This window comes from Paenibacillus diazotrophicus, from assembly GCF_042610465.1.
On sequence record NZ_JBGJZN010000002.1, the window covers coordinates 474,600 to 499,179 of the forward strand.

20 protein-coding genes are annotated in these 24,580 nt (G+C 52.4%); 19 read left to right on the forward strand and 1 reads right to left on the reverse strand.

The genetic code is table 11. From position 1 onward, the window contains the following. The first annotated feature begins 58 nt into the window (after window positions 1-58). The 17 genes from ggt to ACAN54_RS13620 all read left to right on the forward strand — a co-directional run bounded on the left by ggt (window position 59) and on the right by ACAN54_RS13620 (window position 21,760). Entirely contained in the window at window positions 59-1,636 is a 1,578-nt protein-coding gene (ggt, locus tag ACAN54_RS13540; protein ID WP_379155451.1) for a gamma-glutamyltransferase, read from the forward strand. A gap of 138 nt (window positions 1,637-1,774) precedes the next feature. Continuing rightward, a complete protein-coding gene (locus ACAN54_RS13545; RefSeq protein ID WP_379155454.1) occupies window positions 1,775-2,956 on the forward strand; it encodes an amidase in 1,182 nt (393 codons plus the stop codon). Beyond that, the gene (locus ACAN54_RS13550; RefSeq protein WP_379155457.1) at window positions 2,953-3,096 is read left to right on the forward strand and encodes a hypothetical protein; all 144 of its coding nucleotides are present in this window, start codon (window positions 2,953-2,955) and stop codon (window positions 3,094-3,096) included. The genes ACAN54_RS13545 and ACAN54_RS13550 overlap by 4 nt, the downstream gene beginning before the upstream one ends. A gap of 223 nt (window positions 3,097-3,319) precedes the next feature. Beyond that, entirely contained in the window at window positions 3,320-4,894 is a 1,575-nt protein-coding gene (locus ACAN54_RS13555) for a PucR family transcriptional regulator (RefSeq protein ID WP_379155460.1), read from the forward strand. A gap of 209 nt (window positions 4,895-5,103) precedes the next feature. After that, on the forward strand, window positions 5,104-6,276 hold the full coding sequence (locus ACAN54_RS13560; protein WP_379155463.1) for a BMP family ABC transporter substrate-binding protein: 1,173 nt from the start codon (window positions 5,104-5,106) through the stop codon (window positions 6,274-6,276). Window positions 6,277-6,382: 106 nt separating this feature from the next. Beyond that, window positions 6,383-7,915 carry an ABC transporter ATP-binding protein gene (locus ACAN54_RS13565; protein ID WP_379155466.1) on the forward strand — a complete coding sequence of 511 codons (1,533 nt, stop codon included), beginning with the start codon at window positions 6,383-6,385 and terminating at the stop codon, window positions 7,913-7,915. Between the two features lie 29 nt (window positions 7,916-7,944). Continuing rightward, on the forward strand, window positions 7,945-9,027 hold the full coding sequence (locus ACAN54_RS13570; protein WP_379155897.1) for an ABC transporter permease: 1,083 nt from the start codon (window positions 7,945-7,947) through the stop codon (window positions 9,025-9,027). A 30-nt stretch (window positions 9,028-9,057) separates the two neighbouring features. Further along, window positions 9,058-9,987, forward strand: coding sequence for an ABC transporter permease (locus ACAN54_RS13575; RefSeq protein WP_379155469.1), 930 nt, complete (start codon window positions 9,058-9,060; stop codon window positions 9,985-9,987). 96 nt (window positions 9,988-10,083) lie between these two features. After that, complete coding sequence (gene uraD / locus ACAN54_RS13580) at window positions 10,084-10,614, forward strand: 2-oxo-4-hydroxy-4-carboxy-5-ureidoimidazoline decarboxylase (protein WP_379155473.1); 531 nt, start codon at window positions 10,084-10,086, stop codon at window positions 10,612-10,614. A gap of 99 nt (window positions 10,615-10,713) precedes the next feature. Continuing rightward, a complete protein-coding gene (gene uraH / locus ACAN54_RS13585; RefSeq protein WP_379155900.1) occupies window positions 10,714-11,106 on the forward strand; it encodes a hydroxyisourate hydrolase in 393 nt (130 codons plus the stop codon). Between the two features lie 36 nt (window positions 11,107-11,142). Next, on the forward strand, window positions 11,143-12,537 hold the full coding sequence (locus ACAN54_RS13590) for an allantoinase (protein WP_379155476.1): 1,395 nt from the start codon (window positions 11,143-11,145) through the stop codon (window positions 12,535-12,537). Continuing rightward, window positions 12,534-13,823, forward strand: a complete 1,290-nt coding sequence (locus tag ACAN54_RS13595; protein ID WP_379155479.1) for a M20 family metallo-hydrolase — start codon at window positions 12,534-12,536, stop codon at window positions 13,821-13,823. The genes ACAN54_RS13590 and ACAN54_RS13595 overlap by 4 nt, the downstream gene beginning before the upstream one ends. 22 nt (window positions 13,824-13,845) lie before the next feature. Beyond that, window positions 13,846-15,078, forward strand: coding sequence for a pyridoxal-phosphate-dependent aminotransferase family protein (locus ACAN54_RS13600; RefSeq protein WP_379155481.1), 1,233 nt, complete (start codon window positions 13,846-13,848; stop codon window positions 15,076-15,078). Between the two features lie 18 nt (window positions 15,079-15,096). After that, complete coding sequence (locus ACAN54_RS13605; RefSeq protein WP_379155483.1) at window positions 15,097-16,902, forward strand: adenine deaminase; 1,806 nt, start codon at window positions 15,097-15,099, stop codon at window positions 16,900-16,902. Window positions 16,903-17,257: 355 nt separating this feature from the next. Continuing rightward, window positions 17,258-17,707, forward strand: a complete 450-nt coding sequence (locus tag ACAN54_RS13610) for an IDEAL domain-containing protein (protein WP_379155485.1) — start codon at window positions 17,258-17,260, stop codon at window positions 17,705-17,707. 558 nt (window positions 17,708-18,265) lie between these two features. Further along, a complete protein-coding gene (locus tag ACAN54_RS13615) occupies window positions 18,266-20,557 on the forward strand; it encodes an FMN-binding protein (RefSeq protein ID WP_379155489.1) in 2,292 nt (763 codons plus the stop codon). A gap of 246 nt (window positions 20,558-20,803) precedes the next feature. Then, a complete protein-coding gene (locus tag ACAN54_RS13620; RefSeq protein WP_379155492.1) occupies window positions 20,804-21,760 on the forward strand; it encodes a 3'-5' exoribonuclease YhaM family protein in 957 nt (318 codons plus the stop codon). Between the two features lie 319 nt (window positions 21,761-22,079). Here ACAN54_RS13620 and ACAN54_RS13625 read toward each other — a convergent pair whose 3' ends face one another. Continuing rightward, the gene (locus ACAN54_RS13625; RefSeq protein WP_379155495.1) at window positions 22,080-22,799 is read right to left on the reverse strand and encodes a 3'-5' exonuclease; all 720 of its coding nucleotides are present in this window, start codon (window positions 22,797-22,799) and stop codon (window positions 22,080-22,082) included. Window positions 22,800-23,049: 250 nt separating this feature from the next. Between ACAN54_RS13625 and ACAN54_RS13630 the strand changes: the two genes are divergently transcribed. Continuing rightward, the gene (locus tag ACAN54_RS13630) at window positions 23,050-23,949 is read left to right on the forward strand and encodes a LysR family transcriptional regulator (protein ID WP_379155498.1); all 900 of its coding nucleotides are present in this window, start codon (window positions 23,050-23,052) and stop codon (window positions 23,947-23,949) included. Window positions 23,950-24,060: 111 nt separating this feature from the next. Further along, window positions 24,061-24,576: a GNAT family N-acetyltransferase gene (locus tag ACAN54_RS13635; protein ID WP_379155501.1), complete on the forward strand. Its 516-nt coding sequence runs from the start codon at window positions 24,061-24,063 to the stop codon at window positions 24,574-24,576. Window positions 24,577-24,580 lie beyond the last annotated feature (4 nt).

Here is a 24,580-nt window from a genome sequence, read left to right on the forward strand (position 1 = left end):
TTTTTGCGGTGCTGTTAAATGACACTAACTTGAACGACAGGAATGGGAGATGGGCAGCATGACGACAGGTCCTGTAATCGGCACAAAAACGATGGTGGTCAGCCCTCATTACCTGGCATCCGCCGCCGGAGCGCGAGTTCTGCAAAATGGCGGCAACGCCTTTGACGCGGCGGTAGCAGTCAGCGCTGTGCTCGCCGTGGTCTATCCGCATATGACGGGACTGGGCGGCGATGCCTTTTGGCTCACTTACAGCGCCGGTGAAGGGCGCGTCCGGGCTTACAACGGCAGCGGACGTTCCGGTTACGGCGTCCGCAGGGACTGTTACGCCGGCGAGGAAGCGATTCCGAGACGGGGAGTGCGCAGTGCCATTACGGTACCCGGAATGGCGGACAGCTGGTCTGCCGTCCAGCGCGAGTATGGACGCCTGACCCTGGGGGAGGTTCTGGAGCCGGCGATCGGCTACGCCGCGGGCGGGTTTCCGCTGTCGCCGGACCAGTACGGCAACAGCATGCTGGCAGGAGCGGCGCTGTCGCCGGAGGCAGCCTCGATCTATCTTCCCGGCGGTGCAGTTCCGGCAGCCGGGAGTAGGTTTGTGCAGAAGCAGCTGGCTGCGTCACTGCGGGTCCTGGCAGAGGGAGGCAGGGATGCTTTTTATAAAGGGAAAATCGCCGAAGATATAAGTCAATATATGCGTGATTCCGGCGGGTATCTCACCCGGGAGGATTTTGCCGACCATGAGGGGAACTGGGACGAGCCGGTATCTACGGATTATCACGGACACACTGTCTACCAGGTTCCGCCGAACTCCCAAGGGTTCACTGCGCTGATGACGCTGAACATCCTGGAACATTACAATTTCGGGGACATCGCGCATGGCTCCTATGAATATTACCACCTGCTGGTGGAGGCCTTGAAGCTGAGCTTCCGCGACCGGGACCGGGTGCTCACTGATCCGGTGTTCAGCCGGATTCCACTGGAACAGCTGCTGGATAAGCAGTACGCGGAGCAATTGGCTGCCTCGATTTCACTGGCGAAGGCAACCCCGCTTGGCAGTGAGCCGGTGGGCCGGGATACCGCTTATGCGGCGGTAGTGGATGCTGAAGGGAACGCTGTTTCCTTCATTCAAAGCCTGTACTTTGAATTTGGCTCTGGCATCGTGGCAGGCAATACGGGGATTCTGCTGCAGAACAGGGGCTCGTTCTTCTCGCTGGACCCAAGGCACATCAATACGCTGGAGCCGCACAAGCGCACGTTCCATACGCTGATGCCGGCGATGGCCTGCCTTGACGGCAAGCCGGCTTATCTCTACGGCACACAGGGCGGCGAAGGCCAGCCACAGACGCAGAGTCTGCTTCTGACCCGCATGCTGCATTACGGAATGGACCCGCAGGCGGCGGTGAACGCGCCGCGTTTTGTCTGGGGTAGAACCTGGGGGGAGCCAACCCAGGAACTGAAGGTGGAGGGTAGAGTGGCACCCGGAGTAAGGAGCCGACTATCCGAAGCCGGACATTTGGTGCGCACTGTTGGAGACTATGATGGGATTATGGGCCATGCCCATGCGATTTCTATCGATAGCAACGGCTTCCGCAGCGGAGGAACAGATCCGCGCTGTGATGGGGCTGCTATTGGCTGGTAAATGCAATCATACTGATGGTCAGGCAAGAGACAAGAGGTAAGAGTCTATGGTTAGAGGCTAAAGGACAATGGGCTGGAAGAGAGCGGCGTGTACAGGAAGAGATTGCCGGAACTGCCCGGGAGGAGAGGAGGGGACATGATGGGTCTTCATAATCGGTACGGCGCATTTATTGAACCGGAGCTTGAGGTATCGGCTCTAGGGAGCGGAATACTGGAGGGTGCCAGTTTTACTGTGAAAGATGTATTTGCTGTGGCCGGGCACCGCTCTTCTGCGGGCAACCCGGATTGGCTGCGCAGCCATCCTCCTTCAGCTACCCACGCATCAGTGGTCCGCAGGCTGCTACAGTCGGGGGCTAACCTACGGGGGGCCGCGCATACCGATGAGCTGATGTACAGCCTTGGCGGGGAGAATTACCATTATGGCACGCCGGTTAATCCGCGTGCCGAGGGCCGTATCCCCGGAGGCTCCTCCAGTGGTTCGGCGGTGGCAGTGGCTTCAGGTAGTGTGGATTTTGCCCTGGGAACGGATACTGGCGGCTCCATCCGTGTCCCTTCGGCTTACTGTGGTGTGTACGGCTTCCGCCCGACGCATGGCGCGGTGGAGATGGAAGGGGTAATCCCGCTTGCACCGGGCTTCGACACCGTAGGCTGGATTGCAGACAGCTCGGAGGTGCTTCTGCGGGCGGGAGAGGTCCTGCTCGGTGCGGTAGCTCCGGGCAGCGGGGGTGGCGCGGTGAGCATGCTGCACATCGCACCGGAGGCTTGGGCGCTGGCTGGTGCAGACAGCGCGGCCAGCCTGAAGCGAGGCCTGCGCCAGCTGCAGGCCGGTGCGGGACGATCCGGCGAGACGGAGCTCGCGCCGGAGGGGCTGAAGACATGGATGAATGTCTTCAGGGAACTGCAGGGCGCCGAGATATGGGCGACCCACGGGGCCTGGATTGAGCGTACGCAGCCGCTCTTCGGCCCGGATATTGCCGCCCGCTTCGCGTGGGCGGCGGGCCTGGCCGGGCAGGATCACAGCCGCGCACAGGCGGTGCGCGCAGAGATTGCCGCCCGGCTGCGGCAAATGCTTGGAGAGGACGGTTGCATCGTCCTCCCGACCGTGCCCGGCCCCGCGCCGCGCCGCGGCGGGGATCTGGCCCAGCTGGAGCAGAACCGCAGCGGCGCAATGATGCTCAGCTGTATCGCCGGCTTAGCCGGGTTGCCGCAGCTGACGCTGCCGGTGACGGGACCTGGCGGCCTGCCGCTGGGCTTGTCCGTAATAGGTGGTCATGGACAGGATATGCGGCTGCTCTCCTGGATCAGCCGCATATGGCAATGAACAGTTCGTTAGGGTTGCAGCGTCTTGCTTGGCGCACTTGGGTTATCTGCAGCAATGAGATGATGCACTTATCCCGTGCTGTAATATTGTTCGGTCAACATGATGGGGGCTATTCCCGCTTTACTGTAATTTATTCCTGAATAGGATACCTTCCTTGATAAAGGGGGTATCCTTTTTTCGCGTCAAAATAAGCAGAAGCATCTCAATAAGCTGAAGAATATATGTTATGTTTTATAACATAATTGGTTGAAATTCTGATTTCGCTCTTCCCATCACCGGTATCTTTATCTATAATGTTACATAACATAACATCAAACATGAATGAACTTCAATACATGAACTCAAAAATAAGGAGGGGTGGCTATGCATCTTACGGTCGAAGAAGCGTTGTCCATTTATCCTTTGTCCGAAGCGAAGCTGATCGCTGGCTCGAAGGGCAAGCACCGGGTGATTAAATCTATCAATGTGATGGATGCCCCGGATATTTCTGACTGGATCAAAGAAGGGGAAATGCTGCTTACGACGGCATATCTAATCAAGGACAATCTGGAGGATGCATCGGCGTTGCTGCAGACCTTGAACCGGCGCGGCTCTGCGGGTCTGGGGATCAAGCTTGGCCGGTTCTGGGACGCTGTCCCGGAGAAGCTGGTTGCTGAAGCGGAGATGCTGAATTTCCCGCTGATTGAGCTCCCGTTCCAGTTTACCTTCTCCGACCAGATGAATGGGCTGTTCCGTGCCGAGCTTACACGCAGCACCAGTGTGCTCCAGAGCATCATGGAGAAGCAGCGTAAGCTGATGCGGTTCGCCCTGCGGTCCGGGCGCAGCCGCCCGCTGTTCGAATCCGTATCGGAAGTGATTGAGACTCCGCTGGCTGTTATCAGCGCCCGTGGGGAAGTGGTATTCAATAATTCGGACAACACCGCACAGCAGCTGCTGGAGGGCTGGCCTTGGCAGAGCCGGAATCAGCGCTTCCGCATAGGTGACAGAACCGGGTACCGGATCCCTTTGCTGCAGAGCGACAAGTGCTCCGGTTATCTTGTATACTGCTCCATTGACCCTTTGCTGCTGCCTGTGGAAGAAAGCTTGTTTGTCCAAGGCGCAGAGTTGATATCTTATCATATTCATTCCGGTTATGAAGATTATTTCGAGCATGCCGAACATAGGGAATTCAGCGGAATTATGAGGCGCTTCCTAAGCGGCGGGATGTCTTGCGGCGAATTGGCCCAGGCTGCAGTCAAGCTAGAAGTGGAGCTGCTGCAGGCTCCTTTTCAACTGATGCTTACCGATACTGCAACTTCTGGGGAAGCACGATTAGGTGAGTTGCTCCGTTTGAAGGAGGAATATCTGGAGCATCCGGAGCTGCGTGAGCTGAATGGCATTCACATGATGATGGGCGAAGGGCTGTTATCCCTGTACCCGGCGGGTCCGCATAGCCCTGAACAATTAAGGGAATGGGTGAATGAGTGTTTTGATCATCTGAAATTTGATAAAGGTTATTATCCCCGCGCCGCGCTCAGTAGCTCCAAGGCGAAGCCGGAAGGTCTGAAGGAAGCTTTTACCGAGATCAAGGAATGTATGAGCATATTCCAGCACTGGGGAGGGCACGGAAATGTTGTGCATTACCGGCAGCTTGAACTGAACCTGCTGCTGCGTCAGATACCGGCAGAAATTATGGAAAAATACTGCAGCAGCAGTCTTCGCGGCCTACAGAGCCGGGAGCCGGAGTATGTCAGAGAGATGCTGCATACCCTGGAGGTCTATCTGGATCATGACGGGCATGTGAACGAGACCGCGAAGAAGCTGTTTATTCACCGCAATACCGCCACTTACCGGATTGAGAAGCTCAGTGAACTGCTGGACGTTGATTTCAAAAAAATCAATGATCTCATGCGCCTGAAGCTCGTCTTTCTTTTCCGCAGCATGTTAGAGCAAGATTGAGGGGGATTCCGAGCTTTATGTTATGGATTATCACATAATTTAAGGACATTTCGACGTATCATAGTGCGTTTGGCACAAAAAAGCCAGCCATTCTTATGAAGGGGCACAAACGTATGTTATATAAATTTACGCGAGTACGATGTCTCAGTATAGTAGAGATACATTAATGGCTTGAGCTATTATGAGAGATTTACTGGAGGAGGAGAATTATGAAAAAAAGGGGTCAGGCAGTTACTTTTAGCTTCGCATTAATGTTCCTGTTAGCGGTGGTCTTGGCGGGGTGTGGAAGTAACAATAATTCAGGCAGCAACACCAGCAGTACGGCAGCTCCAGCGGCATCGAATGCAGGTACGACAACAGAGGCGGCAGCAACAACAGAGCCGGCAGCAAAGAAGCCAACGGTTGCATTTGTCTACATTGGACCTCCGGGTGACGGCGGATATACCTTCCAGCATGATCAGGGCCGTCTCTATATGGAGAAGGAGCTCGGCATTAAAGCGGACACTGTAGAAAATGTTCCGGAAAGTGCCGATGCCGAACGCATCATTACCGAGCTGGCTCAGAGTCATGATATCGTATTTACCACAAGCTTCGGATATATGGACTATACCCTTAACGTAGCTAATAAATTTCCAAATGTAAAATTCATGCATGCTTCCGGCTACAAAACAGCCGCCAACATGGGAACCTATTTCGGCAAAAACTATCAGGGCAGCTACCTGGCGGGTATTGCAGCCGGCAAAATGACCAAGAAAAACCACCTTGGTTATGTAGGTGCTTTCCCGATCAGTGAGGTTATCTACAACCTTAACGCCTTTACACTAGGCGCGCAAAGCGTCAACCCGAATGTTAAAGTGGACGTGGTGTGGACGAATACCTGGTACGACCCTGCTACGGAACGTCAGGCGGCAATCAGTCTTTTGGATAAAGGCGCAGATGTATTGCTCGCTTATCAGGATTCCCCTGCAACCCTGCAGGCTGCAGCAGAACGCGGTGCTTTTGCCGGGGGGAACGACTCGGATATGGGCAAATACGCTCCGGATAATTATCTGACCAACCCTGTATGGAACTGGGGACCTTATTACGTGAAGGCTGTTCAATCCGTGATGGACGGAACCTGGAAGAACGAACAGTATTCCGGGGATATGGCCGACGGTATGATTGACATTGCGCCGTTCGGCAGCAAGGTTCCCGATGATGTGAAGAAGCTTGTAGAAGATGCCAAGGCCAAAATCATCAGCGGTGAGCTGGATGTATTTACCGGCCCCATCACTGATAACCAGGGCAAGGTTCAGGTTCAGGAAGGCCAAAAGCTGACTCTTGAAGAAGTGCTGTCCATGAACTGGCTGGTCAAAGGCATTGAAGGCACGATTCCGAAATAAGCACTGAAGCCAAGTGGATATTGCAAGGCCTTATGGGTGGGGCGGGTTCCGTACAGCGGAGCCTTCCCCACCCGTACTACAAGTATAAGGAAAGGAGCGTTCCATAATGCAGAACCCTTCGGTTGAAATGCGCGGGATCGTGAAGAAATTCGGTTCTGTAACGGCAAGCGATGAAGTCGATTTTTCGGCAAATGCGGGTGAGATTCACGCGTTGCTGGGTGAGAACGGAGCAGGTAAAAGCACGGTCATGAGTATGCTCTCAGGGGTGTACAGAGCGGATGAAGGCGAAATTCTCGTTCACGGCCAGCCGGCCAAGATCCGTTCCCCCAAAGATGCTGCACTCCTTGGCGTAGGCATGGTATTTCAAAACTTCAGACTGGTGCAAAGTCTCACGGCAGCGGAGAATATCGTGCTTGGCGAAAAGTCGTCTTTCTGGCGGGGAAGCCATTGGATAAAAAATAAACACAGGGAAATCGAAGGTCTAGCGGAGCGGTTCGGGCTCAAGTTTCCGGTGGATCGTCCAATCTGGCAGCTGTCCGTCGGCGAGCAGCAGCGGGTAGAGATCGTCAAGACCCTCTACCGCGGTGCGGATATCATCATTCTGGATGAACCCACCTCTGTGCTGACTCCCGGTGAGGTGGAGCAGCTGTTTGCGACCCTGCAGGTCATGAAGCAGGCTGGCAAGACGGTCATCATGACTACGCATAAAATGAAAGAGGTGATGGCTTCTTCAGATCGTATCTCCGTCATGCGCAAAGGAAAGATGATTGCAACGCTGGCCACAGCAGAGACGGATGAGCTGGAGCTGGCCCGCCTGATGGTTGGACGCGAGGTTGAAATTACCCGCCAGGAGCGCGAGGTCTCCGCTGGAGAACCGCTGCTGGTTGTCAATAATCTAGAGGTTACTGCCGACCATGGGCGCAAAGCGCTGGACGGCTTGTCCTTCAAGGTATGCGAAGGTGAGATTGTAGGGGTTGCCGGGGTGGCCGGCAATGGACAGAAGGAACTGGCAGAAGTACTGACAGGGCTTCGGACCTGGAAGAACGGCGACATCGAATTTGATGGCAAGCCGGTAAAATCCGCTTCGGTGCGGGGCGCTATCGATTCGGGAATCTCTCATGTACCGGAGAACCGGATGAAGAGCGGACTGGCCGGACGTCTGGGCTCTGTAGATAACCTGCTGTTCAAATCTTACCGCAGTGATGAACACTCCAAATTCGGTTTTCTGAAGGCAGCCAAAAATCGATCCTGGTCGCAGGCACTGGTCGAACGCTTCAATGTCAAGACGCCTGAGTTGGATACCCCGGTACAGCAGCTGTCAGGCGGCAACCAGCAGAAGCTACTGTTCGCCCGTGAAGTTAGCCACCAGCCGAAGCTGATGGTTGCGGTCCATCCTACCCAGGGGCTGGATGTAGGCGCTACTGCCGGTGTGCATGATTTATTGATGGAGCTGCGCAGTTCGGGCAGCGGAGTACTGCTGATATCCGAAGATCTGGATGAACTGCTTCAGTTGTCAGACCGGATTCTGGTAATTTATAACGGTTCGATCATCGGTGAGAGTGACCATGAGCATGCGGACCGCGAGAACCTCGGCCTGCTCATGGCCGGAATCCGGAACAAGGAGGCAAGCGCCATATGAGTCCCCAAAATGCAAGTGACACAGTAACGATGAACTCTGCTCCGGCCAAACCCGGCAAATGGCTGTCCATGCGTCTGGAGTATGATGCAAGCCGTACGCGCTCCCCATGGTGGTCACCGGTTCTATCTATTATTCTGGCGCTTCTGCTCTGTGCGGTGTTCATCGCTGCCAACGGTATGAGCCCGATTACCGTATATGAAAAAATGTTCCGCGGAGCCTTCGGTACCTCCTACGGCTTCACGGAAACCATGGTTAAAGCGATACCGTTACTGCTGTGTGGACTCGGGATCGCTGTGGCATACCGCATTTCTGTATGGAATATCGGCGCAGAGGGACAGCTTACCGTCGGGGCGATGGCCGCTACGGCGGTGACCATTTATTTTCCAGATCTGCCGTCCTTCTGGTCTATTACGCTCATGCTGGTATTTGGAACGGCCGCCGGAGCCCTCTGGGGACTGATGACTGCGATTCCGCGGACCCATTTTGGCGTCAACGAGCTGATTACTTCTCTGATGCTGAATTATGTAGCACTGCTGGCGCTGGATTATGTGGTGTTTGGCCCCTGGAAAGACCCGAAGGGCTTCAACTTCCCGGGTTCACCGATGTTCACTGCTGCCCAGTCGCTGCCTGTGCTGGGAACCACGAGACTGCATATCGGGCTGATCTTTGGTCTGGTGGCGGTAGCGGTCTATTATCTGATGATCAAATTCACCCGCTGGGGTTATGAGCTGCGGCTGATCGGCGCCAATCCGACCGCTGCGCGTTATGCAGGAATTCACATCAAAAAGCATATTATTATTGTCATGCTGATCAGCGGCGGTCTGGCCGGTATTGCAGGCATGGCCGAAGTGTCCGGGGTCACGCACAAGCTCATGCAGGGAATCTCGCCGGGTTACGGCTATACCGCTATTATTGTCGCCTGGCTTGCCAAGTTGAATCCGCTAGGTCTGATCGTCACCTCAATCCTGTTCGGCGGTCTTATTGTCGGCGGCTATAGTGTGCAGACCATCGGGCTGCCTTCGTCCATATCGGAAATGCTGCAGGGTGCAATTCTGTTTTTCCTCATTGCTGGGGATATGATCCACCGTTTCCGCATCCGCCGGAGCGCATAGCAGCATCCTCTTAGAGAAGGGAGTATAACCATGGATTTTACTACACAGTTATTAATAGCCGCCATATCCGCCGGAACACCGCTGCTGCTGGCTACACTTGGAGGTATCCTGAATGAGCGGGCGGGCATTATCCAGCTTGGGGCGGAGGGGTTGATGCTGATGGGGGCAGTCACGACCTGTATCGTCTACATCCGCAGTGAGAATCTGCTGCTTGCCTTGCTCGCGGCCATTGCGGTCACAGCTGTGCTTGGTCTTGTACACGCCTTTCTGTGTGTTACTCTACGTGCCAATCAGACCATGTCCGGTCTTGCAATGACACTGTTTGGCAGCGGTCTGAGCGCTTATCTGGGCAAGTCGATCAGCGGGATTCCGCTGCCGGGTCCTTCGCCCAAGCTGGATCTGGGCTGGGTCAAGTCGATTCCGGTGGTCGGTGATATCTTCGGCCGGATGGATGTTCTGACATGGTTCAGCCTGCTGCTGGTACTGCTGCTGCATCTGCTGATTCACCATACCTCTTGGGGACTGCATCTGCGTGCTGTAGGAGACAGTCCAGCCACGGCTGACGTTATGGGAATCCGTGTACAGCTGATCCGTTACAGCTATATCACTGCCGGGACCGCGCTGATTGGTCTTGCAGGTGCCGACATGGTGCTGGCCTATGCACCGACCTGGAATGAAGGGCTTACGGCGGGCCGGGGCTGGATCGCTGTGGGTCTGGTGATTTTTGCAAGATGGAATCCGCTTCGTGCATTGTTCTGTGCCTATTTCTTCGGAGCGCTCGACTCACTCGGATTCCGTATCCAGCTGCTCGGCAGTGTCATTCCACCCTATTTCCTCAAAATGATTCCGTACGTGGTGACGATCCTGGTGCTCATGTACCTCGGATACCGTAACCGCAACAAGCCTTCCGGTACACCGGAATCACTGGGAACACCATACATTCGGGAACAGCGGTTCTGAATATTCACCACAGCGAATCAGCTATGAAACCTCCCTGAAAGAAGTTAAAATTAAAAATAATCGGAAATGAGTTAACTATAGAAAGAGGGGAAGGTTGTGACGACACCACCTGTATTTTTGACGCTGGAAGAGATAAATCGTATGAGCAAGCAGGAATTTGTGGCGAACCTTGGCGGTATCTTCGAACATTCGCCCTGGGTAGCAGAGGGGGCTTATGCGCATATTCCGTTCCAGTCCACCGCAGAGCTGCATAGTGCGATGTTACGTACGGCGAGGAATGCAGAGCTAGGACAGACAGAGGCGCTGTTGCGGGCACATCCGGATCTGGCGACCCGGCTGGAGGTCAGCCCGTTATCCGCGGCAGAGCAGCAGGGGGCTGGACTCGACCGTCTGACTCCGGAGGAATTCACCAGGCTTACAGAATTGAATGCAGCATATACGGATAAATTCCGCTTTCCTTTTATCCTGGCTGTGCGAGGCAAGAATAAGGATGATATTATTCACTCTATTGAAGCTCGCGTGGTCCGGACACTGGAGGAAGAGCGGGAGCAGGCGCTAGCTGAGATCGGCCGAATTACAGCTTTCAGGCTGAATGACCTGATCCAGGAGAAGACTGCAGAGCAATAAAGCGAGAGTCAACGGGAATAGAAGATACAAAGCCAATAGAACCAGCGGAGGTGTTCTGCCATGACTGGAGCGGGAATTACAAGTATTGCTATGGATGACATGAGCGGCCGTCTAACAACGCATGTGCTGGACCTGTCGCATGGCTTGCCGGCAGCTGGTATGAAGCTTCAGCTATGGAGCCTTGAAGAGAGCTCATGGAAGCTGTTGCGTGAAGCAACCACGAACCATGACGGCAGACTGGATGCCCCGCTGCTGGAAGGCGCGGAGCTAATCCCAGGCTGCTATGAGTTGCTGTTCATGTCCGGAGATTATTATCGGGGCAGGGAACTGAAGGGATCGGATGATGAGGGGAATTCGGTAGACCAGGAACAGCAAAAACCTTTTTTTCTGGAAAACATCCCGATCCGGTTCAACATCACTAATACGACAGACCATTACCACGTTCCGCTGCTGGTTGCACCCGGGGGATACAGTACATACCGGGGGAGCTGAATAGAGCAAGAGTAAACGACCGGAGGTGACCGACTCATGGAGAAATCATACGAGCTTATTATTAGAAATGGTGATGTCGTGCTGCCTGGAGAAGTGCGGAAGCTGGATGTCGGGGTAAGGGACGGAAAGATCGCCGCACTGGGCCAGGGGCTTAGGGCCACGGCAGCAACTACGGTCATCGATGCAGAGGGGCAATATGTGCTGCCGGGGATGATCGATATGCATGTGCACTTTAATGAACCGGCGTTTGGCCACTGGGAAGGATTCCGCTCCGGTTCTGCAGCATTGGCAGCAGGGGGATGTACCTGCTATGCAGATATGCCGCTGAACGGCAATCCGCCTACGGTGAATAAGGCTGCGCTTCAGCTTAAGGCGGAGGCTGCTTCTGCAAATTCTGCAGTAGATTATGTGTTGTGGGGCGGTCTCGTTCCTGGAAATCTGGGGGATTTAGAGGGTCTGATGGAGGCTGGTGTGACTGGCTTCAAGGCTTTTATCTCTAATCCTGGCGGCGAAGGAGAAGGCCGGTTCCGTGAGGTGGATGACGAGACACTATATTTGGGAATGCAAAAAATCGCCGCCCTCGGAGGTATTCTTGCCCTGCATGCGGAGAGCGAAGATATTACGGCTGTGCTGTCGGCAGATGCCGTCCGCAGCGGTAAGACAGGGGCGCGGGATTTCGCTGCTTCCCGTCCGGCGATAGCGGAGCTTGAGGCGGTATCCCGGGCACTGCTGTACAGTGAACGTACCGGCTGCCGGCTGCATTTCGTGCATATTAGCACGGCAGCTGCGATTGATATGATCCATGCTGCGAAGCTGCGCGGATTGGATGTGACAGCGGAAACCTGTCCGCATTATCTGTTGCTTAATGAAGATAGCATGGAACAGCTGGGGCCTGTAGCCAAATGCGCTCCGCCCCTCCGCAGCCCGGAAGAGCAGGAGAAGCTGTGGAAGGTGCTGGCTGAGGATAAAATCGACCTGATCGCTTCAGATCATTCGCCTTGTCCGCCTGAGCTTAAGCTGAATCCTGAGCTGACGTTTTTTGAAGCCTGGGGCGGGATTTCGGGTGCCCAGAGCAGCCTGGAGCTGATGTTCCATGCAGGCGTGCATGTACGCGGCTTGCCAGTCACTCAAGTCTCAGCTTTATTGTCGGAGAGACCTGCTCGGCGGTTCGGACTGGATCACCGCAAAGGCTCCATCGCCATGGGGCTGGATGCAGATCTGGTGCTGCTGAACCCCAACGCTGATTACACACTGGCTGCGGGGGATCTGCTCTATCGGCACAAGCACAGCCCGTATACCGGAATGACCTTATCCTGCAAGGTCACGGCTACAATCATCCGGGGGAACGTGGTGTATACCGCTGAACAAGGTGTGATGTCGGCGGACGGAGGAGAGTGGCTGCAGATCCATAAGGGGCAGCCGGCTGTATGAAGGGGCCGTCCCTGCGCGCACCAGTCGGGAATATGATGGTGCTGCTGAAGGAACTGGCGGCATTCAGCGCTCCGGGACCGGGAGTTACCCGCCTGCTATATACACCGGAGTGGAGCGGGGCCCAGCATTTTTTGCAGGAAAAAATGGCTGCGCTCGGGCTGGAGGTTCACACCGATCCCGTAGGCAATGTCTTTGGACGGCTGAGCGGATCCAGGCTTACCGATAAAGTAATCCTGACCGGCTCACATATCGACACTGTAGTGAACGGCGGCCAATATGACGGAGCCTATGGAGTGGCGGCTGCGGTCACCGCGCTCCATTATCTGGCGGAGACTTTCGGGCCGCCGCTGCGGACGCTGGAGGTTGCTGCGTTCTGTGAGGAGGAGGGAAGCCGTTTTCCGCTGACGTTCTGGGGTTCCGGAAATGTGACTGGCCTATATAACGGAAGCGTGTCAGAATCCATCTCTGATCCGGAGGGGATTACACTCATGGCGGCGATGGAGGCCTGCGGCTACGGCTTGCCAAACCAGGGGGAGCGGCCAGAACTTGATGATCACGTTGACCACTGTGTGAATTCTTCCCCTAGAGATGATATCGGGATGTATGTCGAGCTGCATATCGAGCAGGGAATCATTCTGGAGCAATCCGCGCAGCACATTGGGGTAGTGCAGGCGATTGTGGGCCAAAGACGTTTCACGGCCAAGGTATCTGGAACCGCCAATCATGCCGGAACAACGCCGATGGGTCTGCGCCGCGATGCGCTGGCCGGTACAGCGGAGATGCTGACTGTAATGGAACGATTCGCTGCAGAAGCGGGAGAACCGCTGGTTGCCACCACCGGAAGGCTTGAAGTCCTTCCGGGGACATCGAATGTAATTCCAGGCGAAGTAGAGTTCACGCTGGATATCCGTCACAGCGAGGCAGAGCGGCTGGAGCGCTTCTGCTCCCGGCTCATGACGGAGTTCAGAGAGATTGCAGCCCGGCGCGGCCTTGAGCTTGAGCTGGTGCAGACATTGGCAACCTCCCCCGCGCTCATGAACCAGACACTCTGCGAAGCCCTTGAACACATCTGCCAGGAGCAGGGGAGGAGCTTCCGCAGTATGGTGAGCGGAGCGGGGCATGATGCCCAGCTGTTCGCGCCAAGGTGTCCGACGGCAATGATTTTTGTTCCCAGCCGGGCGGGGATCAGCCATTCTCCGGAGGAGTATTCTTCCCCGGAGGAGCTGGCGGCTGGGCTGGATGTTCTGACCGCTTTATTATATAAGCTTGCCTACGAGGAGAGCTGAACCTATAGAGGGAGAGATGATCATGAAGCGGTACGAAGATTTGTCGCCGTCCCTGCGGTGTATTATGACCCCTGGGCCGGTAGAGGTCGATCCGCGTGTGCTGCGGGCGATGTCTTTTCCGGTACTCGGACAGTTCGATCCCGAATTTACTGATATTATGAATGAGACAATGGGAATGCTGCGTGAGCTGTTTGCAACGGAGAATAAGTGGGCTTATCCTGTAGACGGTACCTCCCGCTCGGGGATTGAAGCGGTAATGGTTAGTCTGATTGCCCCGGGCGACCGGGTGCTGATTCCTATCTACGGGCGGTTTGGCCATCTGCTGCATGAGATTGCTGAACGCTGCGGTGCCGAGGTATTCACTATAGAGAAAACCTGGGGAAGTGTGTTCACACCAGATGAGGTCATCGCTGCGATTAGGGACTTCAAACCTGATGTGGTTGCCATGGTTCATGGCGAGACCTCGACAGGGCAGGTACAGCCGCTGGCGGAGATTGGGCGGGCCTGCCGTGAGCATGACGCGCTGCTGATTGTGGATGCTGTGGCGACTATCGGCGGGGTGCCGGTGGAGACGGATGCCTGGATGCTGGATGCCGTTATCGGCGGTACCCAAAAATGTCTGTCCATTCCTTCAGGCATGGCGCCGGTGACGTATAATGCGCGCGCCGAAGCCAAGCTTATGAAGCGCAAACAGGTTGAGCGCGGTCTGCGCACAGGTGGGATTCAGAGCAGTGAACTGCCTGTGATCCGCAGTAATTATTTCGATCTGAGCATGCTGCAGGATTACTGGAGTGAACAGAGGCTGAATCATCATACGGAGATGACCTCCATGCTCTATGCCTTGCGGGAAGGCCTGCGGCTCGTGCTGGAAGAAGGCCTTCAGAATAGGCATGTCCGGCATGCCTTACACGAAAAGGCTCTGGTCGCTGGACTTATGGCGATGGGCCTCAAGCTGTATGGAGACCCGGAGAGTAAGCTGACGGTAGTGACCTGTGTATGCATTCCGGAAGGGGTGAATGGCGAGTCGGTGCGGGATATGCTGCTTAGCCGCTTTGGCATTGAGATTGCCAGCTCTTTCGGTCCGTTAAAAGGGCTGATCTGGCGCATTGGCACTATGGGCTTCAGCTGCCGCGAGAATAATGTGCTGCGTGTGTTGGGGGCGCTGGAGGCGGCTCTTATCCGGCATGGATATGCGGTGCCTTGCGGGCTTGGCGTTCAGGCGGCACTCGATGTATATGAGGCAAAGATGGAATGAACGGGAGGAGAATAATGAATGTCCTTTAAAAGAAAACCGCTTGCGGATTGTGTCCCGGAGCTTGTGGCTACCGCGCGAGGTGACCTGCCGGCTACCCTGGTAATTACGGGCAGCAAGCTGGTCAATGTATGTTCCGGGGAGATTCTGGAGGGAATGTCTGTCGCCGTTCAGGGTGGACGCATCGCTTATGTTGGCAAAGATGTCTCACATATGATCGGTGAAGGGACGCGGGTCATTGAAGCGGACGGGAGATACCTGGCTCCGGGTCTGCTGGATGGACACTGCCATATTGAGAGTACACAGCTGACTGTGACGGAATTCGCCCGTGCTGTGCTGCCGCTTGGCACTACCGGAGGATTCTTCGACGCGCATGAGATTGCCAACGTATTCGGACTTAAGGGCATACAGCTGATGCTGGAGGAGATGCGTGGAACACCGCTGGCTGCCTACATGCAGGTGGCCTCCTGCGTGCCTTCGGCAGGTGCGGAATTTGAGACGACCGGCGCTTCCATAGGGCCGGATGAGGTAGCGGAAGCCTATACCTGGGGCGACGATGTGATTGCACTGGGCGAAGTGATGAATTTTCCCGGTGTGGTCTACGGAGATGCAAGAATGCTTGGAGAAATTCAGGCAACCTTACGCGCCGGACGGGTGGTGGATGGGCATTTCACCTGGCCGTCCAGTGATTGGAGGCTGCCCGTGTATGCGGCTGCTGGCGTAACCGGCGATCATGAGTGTGTCACAGCCGAGGATGTGATCGAGCGCGTCCGCCTGGGCATGTATGCCAAAATGCGCCGCGGCTCCGCCTGGCATGATGTGGCGAAGACAATCACCGCGCACACGGAGCATGGACTGGATCCACGGCGGATGCTGCTCGTGACCGATGACCGCAGCTCGGAATCCTTGCGTGACGAAGGTCATATGGATTTTGTGGTGCGTCATGCCATCTCGCAAGGGGTAAAGCCGGTGACTGCCTTTCAAATGGCGACCATCAACACCGCTGAGCGCTTTGGCGTTGCCCGTGATATCGGCTCGATTACGCCCGGATCCTGTGCCGATATGATCATGTTGGACGGGAATCTGGCGGATGTTCACGTAGTGATGACTATAGCGGCAGGTGTTGTGGTGGCTGAGAATGGGATGATGACTGCTCCCCTTGAGACGTATACATATCCTGATGAGGTACTCACTTCGGTTCATTTGCCGCGGCTCCCGGTGGCGGAAGATTTTGTGATCCGTGCGCCCATGGAATCAGGCAGTCTGTCAACACGGGTAATCCGGGTGATTGAGAATCATGTGGAGACGGAGGAGCTTATCCTGAAGCTGCCCGTAGAAGAAGGAATACTGCAAGTGGAGAACGGCCTTTGTAAAATAGCAGTTTTTGAACGCCATAAAGGAACCGGCAACAAATCGGTTGGTGTTGTAGCGGGAATCGGCTTCCATGAGCCTGCGGCCATTGCCATGACTGTGGCCCATGACAGCCACAATGTGCTGGTGATTGGTAATGATGATGGGCTGATGGCCGCAGCAGCGGGGGCGGTTGCTGAAGCTCAGGGCGGCGTGGCTGTCATCACAACTGCCGGAACCACGCTTTTTCCGCTGGCGATTGCGGGTCTGATGTCCACAGAGCCCTTCGAGGTAGCAGCAGCGAAGTCTGCAGCGATCAGCAAAGCGCTCTTTGATTCGGGGTGTACGCTGAATTATGCCTTCATGACATTGTCCTTGCTTGCGTTAGCAGTGATCCCGACTTTGCGTATCTCTGATAAAGGCTTGGTGCGCATCTCACCGGAAGAGGGGATAGAACTCGTCTCCTTATTTGTATAGCTCTAAAAAGCCAGTTCAATCCATTGGGGTATCTACAGTCATTCATTTGACTGGGATACCCCATTTTCATGTTTTTATCGCCGAAAGGAACTCTGTATTTTTTAGGACGGCAAAGGGATTTTTACCAGCATTTTTAGTCTCTATGGACTGTAAAAGTAACGATATTGTAATCAAAACCTATAATTTAACCATTTCATCACATTAAGAAACATATTTTTATGGAATTTTATAAAAAAACATTAACAAACTGCAGAAAATAGACGATAATACTTTTAAATTAATTAAAATTATTGCTATATTCTCATGCTGACAAGGTACGGAAAGCCCAAATATGAAGAACGAGGTGTATGAAATGATGAGATTGGATACGCAGGACATCGTGAATATCACCAGAAAGCAAATTGCTGCGATTTTTAAAATGGAGCCGCTTGAAGTGAGGTTCGTCAATGATTTTCAAGGTGAGCAATATCTGTTAACCAATGACAAGCTGCATCTAAGCAACCAGCACTACTGGGCCAAGGTTATGGAGTGTGTCTTTGACAACCACACCCGGCCGGTTCTGATGTGCGAGGTGTTGTACTTCCTGAGGAACGAATTTCTGGAGAGTGATATCAAGCTCCGCTTTTCTTATGATTTTGCAGAAGGTGCTTATGGAGAAGCAATGGCGGGAGCTGAGGTTAGTTTTAATGATTCACCGGAACTACAGCCGGGGGAAATCGCCGAATTAATCGATTTTGCACTGTCGTTACAGGATAAGCAATGGTTCGAGGAATTAACCTCCAAATACAAACAGTTGACTGCATAAGTCTAACTTTCATTCATATTATTCTTAAAGGATTTGTTCAAAAGCCGCTCTGTTTGCATGTTTTTATGCAGATGGGCGGCTTGATTTATTTATATCCGTTAAGCCTGCTTCGTTCCAGTTGGCATCATTCCAAAATATCACATTCATTATGAGAAACACAATACAAGGAATCACATGAATATAATAAGAAGGAGCATATGGAAGAAAATGAGAGTAAAAAATAGCATCAATTTGTGATATTTATGAAATAGTGATGTTTCTTATAGGGTATGTGATTTTGTATACAGAGAATTAAAGCAAAAATTTGATATTATCAAGCCAGAAATTACCGCTTGCAGACTTCAATCCTTTTATGTGAATTAATTCACCTTTTGCAAAAATCATATAAATGGATGCATCCTTTCACACACAGGATAGGTCGTGCACATACGGGAGGGGGGATCTCCTCTTATGAAGATAAAGGAAGATCTTTATAAGAGCGGAAGAGAGATAAGCAGGGTATAGCTTGTATTGTGAAATGTTACATATTACTGGGGATATGGTAAAGGAGAATACTCATTGAAAAAGCTAATTTCTTTGACAGTTACCGCAGCTCTGCTGCTCGCGCCACTGGCGTACACGATTAATGCACCAGCTCTGAATCTGAAGGTGGATGCGGTTTCAGCGGCCTCGGAAGAAGCACCGGCAGCTACCGCCAAACCGGCTGCAACGCCAAAGCCAACAACCAAGCCAACGGCCAAGCCAAAGCCAACAGCCAAACCAACACCTAAGCCTACACCTAAACCAACCGCTAAACCAACCGCCAAACCAACGCCAAAGGCAACGGCAAAGCCTGTTGCAACGGCCAAAGCTACAGTTAAACCGGTAGCCACTGCTAAACCGGTAGCTACAGCCAAACCAGTTGCTACAGCTAAACCAGTAGCTACGGCTAAACCAGTAGCAACCGCTACACCTGTAACAGTAAAACAAGCTGTATATCAGGATGGGGTGTACGTGGCTTATGGTAATGCATACTCCAAAGGCACTGAAGGCGCAAAAATAACAATCAAAGATGGCAAGATTACGGCTATCGAGCTTATGAGAACCAATCCAAAAATCATCGATGTCAATGCACGCGACAATTACAGCGGCGTATGGGTGGCTTACGGATTGATGAAAAGCAGACTGCTTGGTCAAACCAGAGACAGTGCAGCAGGAGTCGATGCTGTATCCGGCGCAACCCGTTCCAGCAATGGCTGGAAGCTGGCAGTAGACAGAGCTTTTGAAAGATCGCTTAAGGTAAAACCTGCTGATGCTACTTATTTTGCCGGTGATCATATGGGGGTAGATCCAGAGGGCAAATACGCTGTATTCGCCAGCTACGATGAGAACAAGCTTACTGCTGTTAAGCTGTACCCTTTGAATGCAAACGGAAGTTTCGTAGATGAGAAGACGTATACTGCAGAACAAACTGCTGCGATTGCAGTCATCACACCAGTACTGCTCGCTAACGGTTCTTCCGCTCAGCCGGTTGCCGGATACGAAGCAGAATCCAAAGCGGCTATCAAAGCTTTCTGGGATGCAGAACAAAACGCTACTATTAACAATACTTCCGCTTACATTGACGGATTCTATTCTTCCTACGGTACTGCAAGAAGTGTGGGCGTAGAAAGAGCAGATATTATTATCCGCAACGGCAAGCTGGTAGACGTGAAACTGTACAGACTGGGCACTAACCTGATCGATAGAGGCGCAACTGCCTATGCCGAAGTGGTAAAAGCCAATGCACCAATGACTGCAAAATTGCTTGCTAATGGTTCTTATATCGCTAATTATGATGAGAAAGTAGACGGTATTTCCGGTGCTACTGAAAGCAGCCACGGCTGGAATCAGGCTGTAGAAAGAGCGTTTGAAAAGGCTCTGAAAGTTCCAACAGTCGGCCAGTATTTTGACGGCAAATTTGCCGGTGTGGACAATACATCTAAAGTTCTATTGCTTGTTGATGTAGCCGCAGACCAGGTAACGGGCATTAAATTGAGCTTGTTCGGAACCGATGGCAAATTGATTGCTGACGACAAGCTGACTCCAGAACAAAAGACTTTGGTTGAACAATTGACTTCAGGACTGCTTGCCCAAGGTGTACAAGCACCTGATGTTACAGGCCAAGAAGCCTTGTCGGCAGCAGCAAGAGCAGCATTGACCGATGCACTGACCAATGCTTCCAAAGAACAAGGAACCTATAAAGACGGTACCTTCACCGCCTATGGTGACGCTTATGACAAAGGAACAAACAGAGCTGATGTAACTCTGCGTAATGGTAAAATCGTAAACGTAACACTTACCCGTGTAGGAATGAATATGGTAGACCTGGGTAAAAACGCTTATGCTGAAGTGCAAAAAGCTCTTCCGCAGCTGACAGCCGGCTTCCTTGCCGCAGGCAACAGAGAAGGCGCTCAGCAAGTGGACGCGGTATCCGGCGCAACCAGCAGCAGCAATGCAATGAAGGCTGCGGTTGACAGAGCGTATGGCAAAGCTGAAGTTACTGAAGCTGACAAAGCGGCTTACTTTAACGGAACTTTCATTGGAGTAAGTACCGACAAGACCGTAAATGTAATGGTGAATGTGAAATACGGCGTTCCTGTAAGTATGCTGGTGTACTACCTGGATGCTGCGGGTAAAGTTAAGCCTTACATGCAATTGACTGACGCTGAAAAAGCTGTGAAGGCTGAGATCGAAAATACTTCGAGCGGCTACGGCCTCCACAAGTACGGATACCGTGCAGCGGCATTCGGCAATAATGATGCTGAAAAGGCAGTTTCCACAAAAGTGGTAGAAGCTATCAAAGCTGCACTGGAAACCGCAGGCAAATAATTTCTGCTATTTCCTCAAAGAGGTTGTTCATGGTCATGCAAATGGCCCGGGACAACCTCTTTTTTTTGGCTCATTCCTTCATCCCTTTTTCGAATCTTTAAGATATGGGTAAGAACGGCATGTAGTGGGACGAGAGCATAAATTCATTTGGGAATCGTATAGTAATTAGAGGGATTTGGGAGATGAATGTCTAAAGTTTAATATACACAACAGGCTTAGGTCCTGTTAGTAATGGGAGGCTCCAACATGACACTTATTAAACAGCTATCTCCGCAGGATGAATTTGTCGGCTTTTATCTATTACGGGAGCTGGCAATCAAACAAACAAACGGTACTCCTCCAAAGGATTATTTTGATATTGTTCTGGGCGATTCCAGTGGTCAAATCTCGGCGAAATTCTGGGATGTAAGCACAACAGATAAAGAAACCTTTTTCCCGATGGCACTGGTGAAGGTACGCGGGGTTGCACATACTTACCGCGAGAAGCTTCAGGTTAAAGTAACCAAGATCAGGCTTGCCAATGATTCCGACAATGTTTCACTCACTGATTTTATAAGGTCCGCACCTATCCGCCCGGTGGATCTGATCCATACCATTAAGGGAGTGATGGCGAGCATTACCGACCCGGAGATCGCGACGATTGTATCGTTTTGTGTGGGTAAAGTGGAAGAGAAATTAATGCATTATCCGGCGGCCAAAACCCATCATCACGCCTATTTCGCTGGACTTGCTTATCATATGGTACGTATGCTGGAAATCGGTGAGTTTCTCTGCAAGCAGCGCCCGTTCCTGAATCCCGATCTGATGAAGGCAGGAATTATTCTGCATGATATCGCCAAGCCCGAGGAAATGATCTCACAGTTCGGGATTGTGTCAGATTACAGTGTCCAGGGCAAGCTGATCGGGCATATCTCTATGGCGTCCAATTGGATTACCGAGGCGGCGATCCGCTCCGGTATTGATCTGGAATCGGAAAAAGTGCTCGGCCTGCAGCATCTGGTATTATCCCATCATAACTTGGGTGAGTGGGGAAGCCCGGTTCAGCCGCAGACGGCAGAGGCTGTAGCTCTTCATCATATTGATGCAATGGATGCGAAGCTGCAAATGGTGGAAGACGCGCTGGATACGACACCTGAGACGGAGGAGTGGACGCCTTTCATCCGGGGGCTGGAGAATAAGGCGGTATATCGGTTGAAAATATAGTTTTATATCAATTGAAATGAAAATTGCCTATTTAGGGGTTGGACGTAACTCCAGAGAATGTTTGGACTTCCGGCCGCTGTTGTCTCCAGATTTCGTTTGATTTATACCGCTTATAGCGGATGAAATCCGGAGACAAAGGCGGACGCTGCCGCTCCTCCAGTTCCAAACTTCTCCTCCGTCACTTACCCTTTTAGTAGGTTTTCAAGTTCAAAAGATATAGATAGGGTTGTGTAGCAAGAAGAAGCAAGAAGAACCCCCGATCCCTTTGCTGGATCGGGGGTTTGTTGGGTTGAGGGGAAGCACTGGCGATCAGGCAGAATTAAAAGAAACTGCTTATGTTAGTTGAACCGCCGAACTCCTTTCGGCCCAGGGAAGCAGAAGAGGATGAAAGCCCCGTAGCACCGGAAGGCTTGTGGGTAGCAGGCTTCTTACTATCAGATTTCTTGGCAGCTTTCTTGGGTGGGGATTTGAAGGGAGTATAGCCCCCGGCATACATCGTTCCGGCCTTATAGCCTTGGCTCCCGGCCAGAAGCAAGGGATCTCTGTGCTGACCGCGTTCCATCAGCTTGAGCAGAATGCCTGCTGCAGCCCTGGCATCATCCAGCGCATCGTGATGCTTCAGGCTGATCCCGAAATACTGGGATATCACATTCAGTTTATGGGAGGGCAGCTCCTGCAGCATTTTTTTGCCGAGCAGATAGGTGCACATGTATTGAAAATCAGGATAGCTGAAGGCTGACCGGTCCAGACAATAACGCAGGACACTCATATCAAAGGCGGCGTTATGTGCTACCACAACCTCACCCTGGAGCAACGGTTCAAGCGTTGGCCACAGTTCGTCGAATGTAGGCTTACCCTCTACCATCGAGGGGGTAATGCCGTGAATCGCTATATTCATGCCGTCGAACCGCTGTTGCGGATCAATCAGCCACACATGTTCGGCGCTCACTACGCCTTCTCTCACTTGAACAAGCCCCAAAGCGCAGGCGCTGGAGCGGCTGGAGTTGGCAGTTTCAAAGTCAATCGCTGTAAAATTCATAGGTAAAGCCCCTTATTCATCATATAAAGTTAATTTTAAAGGAGCGGCTGATCAATTACAATCTATTGAATTTACAAAGGTTAGTTAATTTCTTTTAATCATTTTTAAGGGATTCACACGGAAAGTCAGTTGACAACAAATGGAGCTGTGAATAAGATATTAACTAAATCTATAGGGAAGTGCTGTTATAATTCCTTGTTAATCTATTGGAAAAGTAATTATTTATAAAAGTATACGGAGGGGATTGCACGTGAACATCGAAAATATTGAGGCTTTTGTGTATATCAACCATTACGGAAGCTTCAATAAGGCTGCAGATGTCCTGTATATTTCACAGCCTACAGTGACTGCCCGTATTCAATCGCTCGAACGGGAGCTGGATTGCAAAGTGTTTGACCGGCTGGGCAAGCAGATCCATCTCACGGATAAAGGCAGGCAGTTCCTCCCCTATGCTCAGCAGATTTTGCAGGTGTACCAATCAGGCAAACATCAGATCCAATCGAAAGGACTGGTTCCGGATGAGCTGAGAATCGGGAGCACGGTATCGGTCTCCAATTATCTGATGCCGCATCTCCTGCTGCATTTGAAGAGGGCTTATCCCAATCTAACGCTTAAGCTGACCACAGCATCCACTGAGGCTTTAATTGACAAGCTGAAAGCGAAGGATATTGACCTTGCCTTTATCCGCAAAGTAGTGAATCCGGCGATTCAGGCCTATCCATTCTGTGAAGACCCGATCTCACTGTATGTGTATGAGGGGCATCCTCTGGCCTTGTCCGGGGCGGGCCGCATTTCCATTCAGAGTATTCGCGAGGAGACACTGGTTTTCTTTGAATGCGGTTCTTTGGATTGGATGCGGCTCCACCGCGTATTCGAGAGCATGGAGCAGCCGCCGAATATTGTGTATCAGGTAGATAATCTGGAGACAGCCAAGAAGCTGGTGATTCGAAAAGCGGGTATTTGCTTTCTTCCGGCGCTAAGTGTTCAGGATGAAGTGGAAGCCGGATCATTGATTCGGGTGGATATCGCTGAGACGGAGGGGATCTCTTTACGGACCAGCCTGATTTCCCTGAATGGAGAGCATGCCGGATTTGTAGAAAGCCTGTTGGAGATCATGCCGGGCAAAACGCTTAATCGACTTCTTGTATAAATAGATTGAAAAACTCTATTAGCGCATGAGGGCATGCAGTGATAAAGTTAATTGCATATAATCCAACTAATTCTATAGGGATTATAAAATTAATTTCTGGAGGGATATGAGATGGGGGAGATCTACCGGCTGGCAGAGCTTAGAGACGCGCAGCAATTGCTGGATATTACATATCGTGCCTATGCCCTGATTCGTGAACTCGGACTGCATTGGCCGGCCGCATCAGCCGACTTGGCTCTGATCGAAGATAACATAACCACCAACGAGTGTTATGTACTTGAAGTCGATAATACCGTTCAGGCGACGATTACACTGTCGAAGGGTGAGGAGATCAAGGCACTTACTGAGCTTCCTTTTGTCAAGTGGTTTGCAGTGAATCCAGACTTCCGAGGAAAAGGATATGGCGGCAAGCTGCTGGATTGGGTGGAGGAGAATATTATCCTCGGAAAGCTGGGAGCCTCAGCTGTAACTCTAGCTACAGCGCAAAAACATCCCTGGCTGGTATCTATGTACGAACGGCGGGGATACGAAAAAATAGTAGAGCTGGATCCCAAAAATGGCGACGGAATCATGTATCTGATGAGAAAGAAACTTGCGGACCCAACCACTTCCATTCAAAGGGGATAATTAA

Excerpts from the sequence above, each read along its gene's own strand:
- ACAN54_RS13610 (WP_379155485.1), top strand. The coding sequence starts at position 17,258 with ATGAGATTGGATACGCAGGACATCGTGAATATCACCAGAAAGCAAATT.
- ACAN54_RS13550 (WP_379155457.1), top strand. The coding sequence starts at position 2,953 with ATGAACAGTTCGTTAGGGTTGCAGCGTCTTGCTTGGCGCACTTGGGTT.
- ACAN54_RS13555 (WP_379155460.1), top strand. The coding sequence starts at position 3,320 with ATGCATCTTACGGTCGAAGAAGCGTTGTCCATTTATCCTTTGTCCGAA.
- ACAN54_RS13595 (WP_379155479.1), top strand. The coding sequence starts at position 12,534 with ATGAAGGGGCCGTCCCTGCGCGCACCAGTCGGGAATATGATGGTGCTG.
- ACAN54_RS13560 (WP_379155463.1), top strand. The coding sequence starts at position 5,104 with ATGAAAAAAAGGGGTCAGGCAGTTACTTTTAGCTTCGCATTAATGTTC.
- ACAN54_RS13625 (WP_379155495.1), bottom strand. The coding sequence starts at position 22,799 with ATGAATTTTACAGCGATTGACTTTGAAACTGCCAACTCCAGCCGCTCC.
- ggt (WP_379155451.1), top strand. The coding sequence starts at position 59 with ATGACGACAGGTCCTGTAATCGGCACAAAAACGATGGTGGTCAGCCCT.
- ACAN54_RS13620 (WP_379155492.1), top strand. The coding sequence starts at position 20,804 with ATGACACTTATTAAACAGCTATCTCCGCAGGATGAATTTGTCGGCTTT.
- ACAN54_RS13545 (WP_379155454.1), top strand. The coding sequence starts at position 1,775 with ATGGGTCTTCATAATCGGTACGGCGCATTTATTGAACCGGAGCTTGAG.
- ACAN54_RS13605 (WP_379155483.1), top strand. The coding sequence starts at position 15,097 with ATGTCCTTTAAAAGAAAACCGCTTGCGGATTGTGTCCCGGAGCTTGTG.
- ACAN54_RS13575 (WP_379155469.1), top strand. The coding sequence starts at position 9,058 with ATGGATTTTACTACACAGTTATTAATAGCCGCCATATCCGCCGGAACA.
- ACAN54_RS13600 (WP_379155481.1), top strand. The coding sequence starts at position 13,846 with ATGAAGCGGTACGAAGATTTGTCGCCGTCCCTGCGGTGTATTATGACC.
- ACAN54_RS13590 (WP_379155476.1), top strand. The coding sequence starts at position 11,143 with ATGGAGAAATCATACGAGCTTATTATTAGAAATGGTGATGTCGTGCTG.
- ACAN54_RS13570 (WP_379155897.1), top strand. The coding sequence starts at position 7,945 with ATGAACTCTGCTCCGGCCAAACCCGGCAAATGGCTGTCCATGCGTCTG.
- uraH (WP_379155900.1), top strand. The coding sequence starts at position 10,714 with ATGAGCGGCCGTCTAACAACGCATGTGCTGGACCTGTCGCATGGCTTG.
- ACAN54_RS13565 (WP_379155466.1), top strand. The coding sequence starts at position 6,383 with ATGCAGAACCCTTCGGTTGAAATGCGCGGGATCGTGAAGAAATTCGGT.
- ACAN54_RS13635 (WP_379155501.1), top strand. The coding sequence starts at position 24,061 with ATGGGGGAGATCTACCGGCTGGCAGAGCTTAGAGACGCGCAGCAATTG.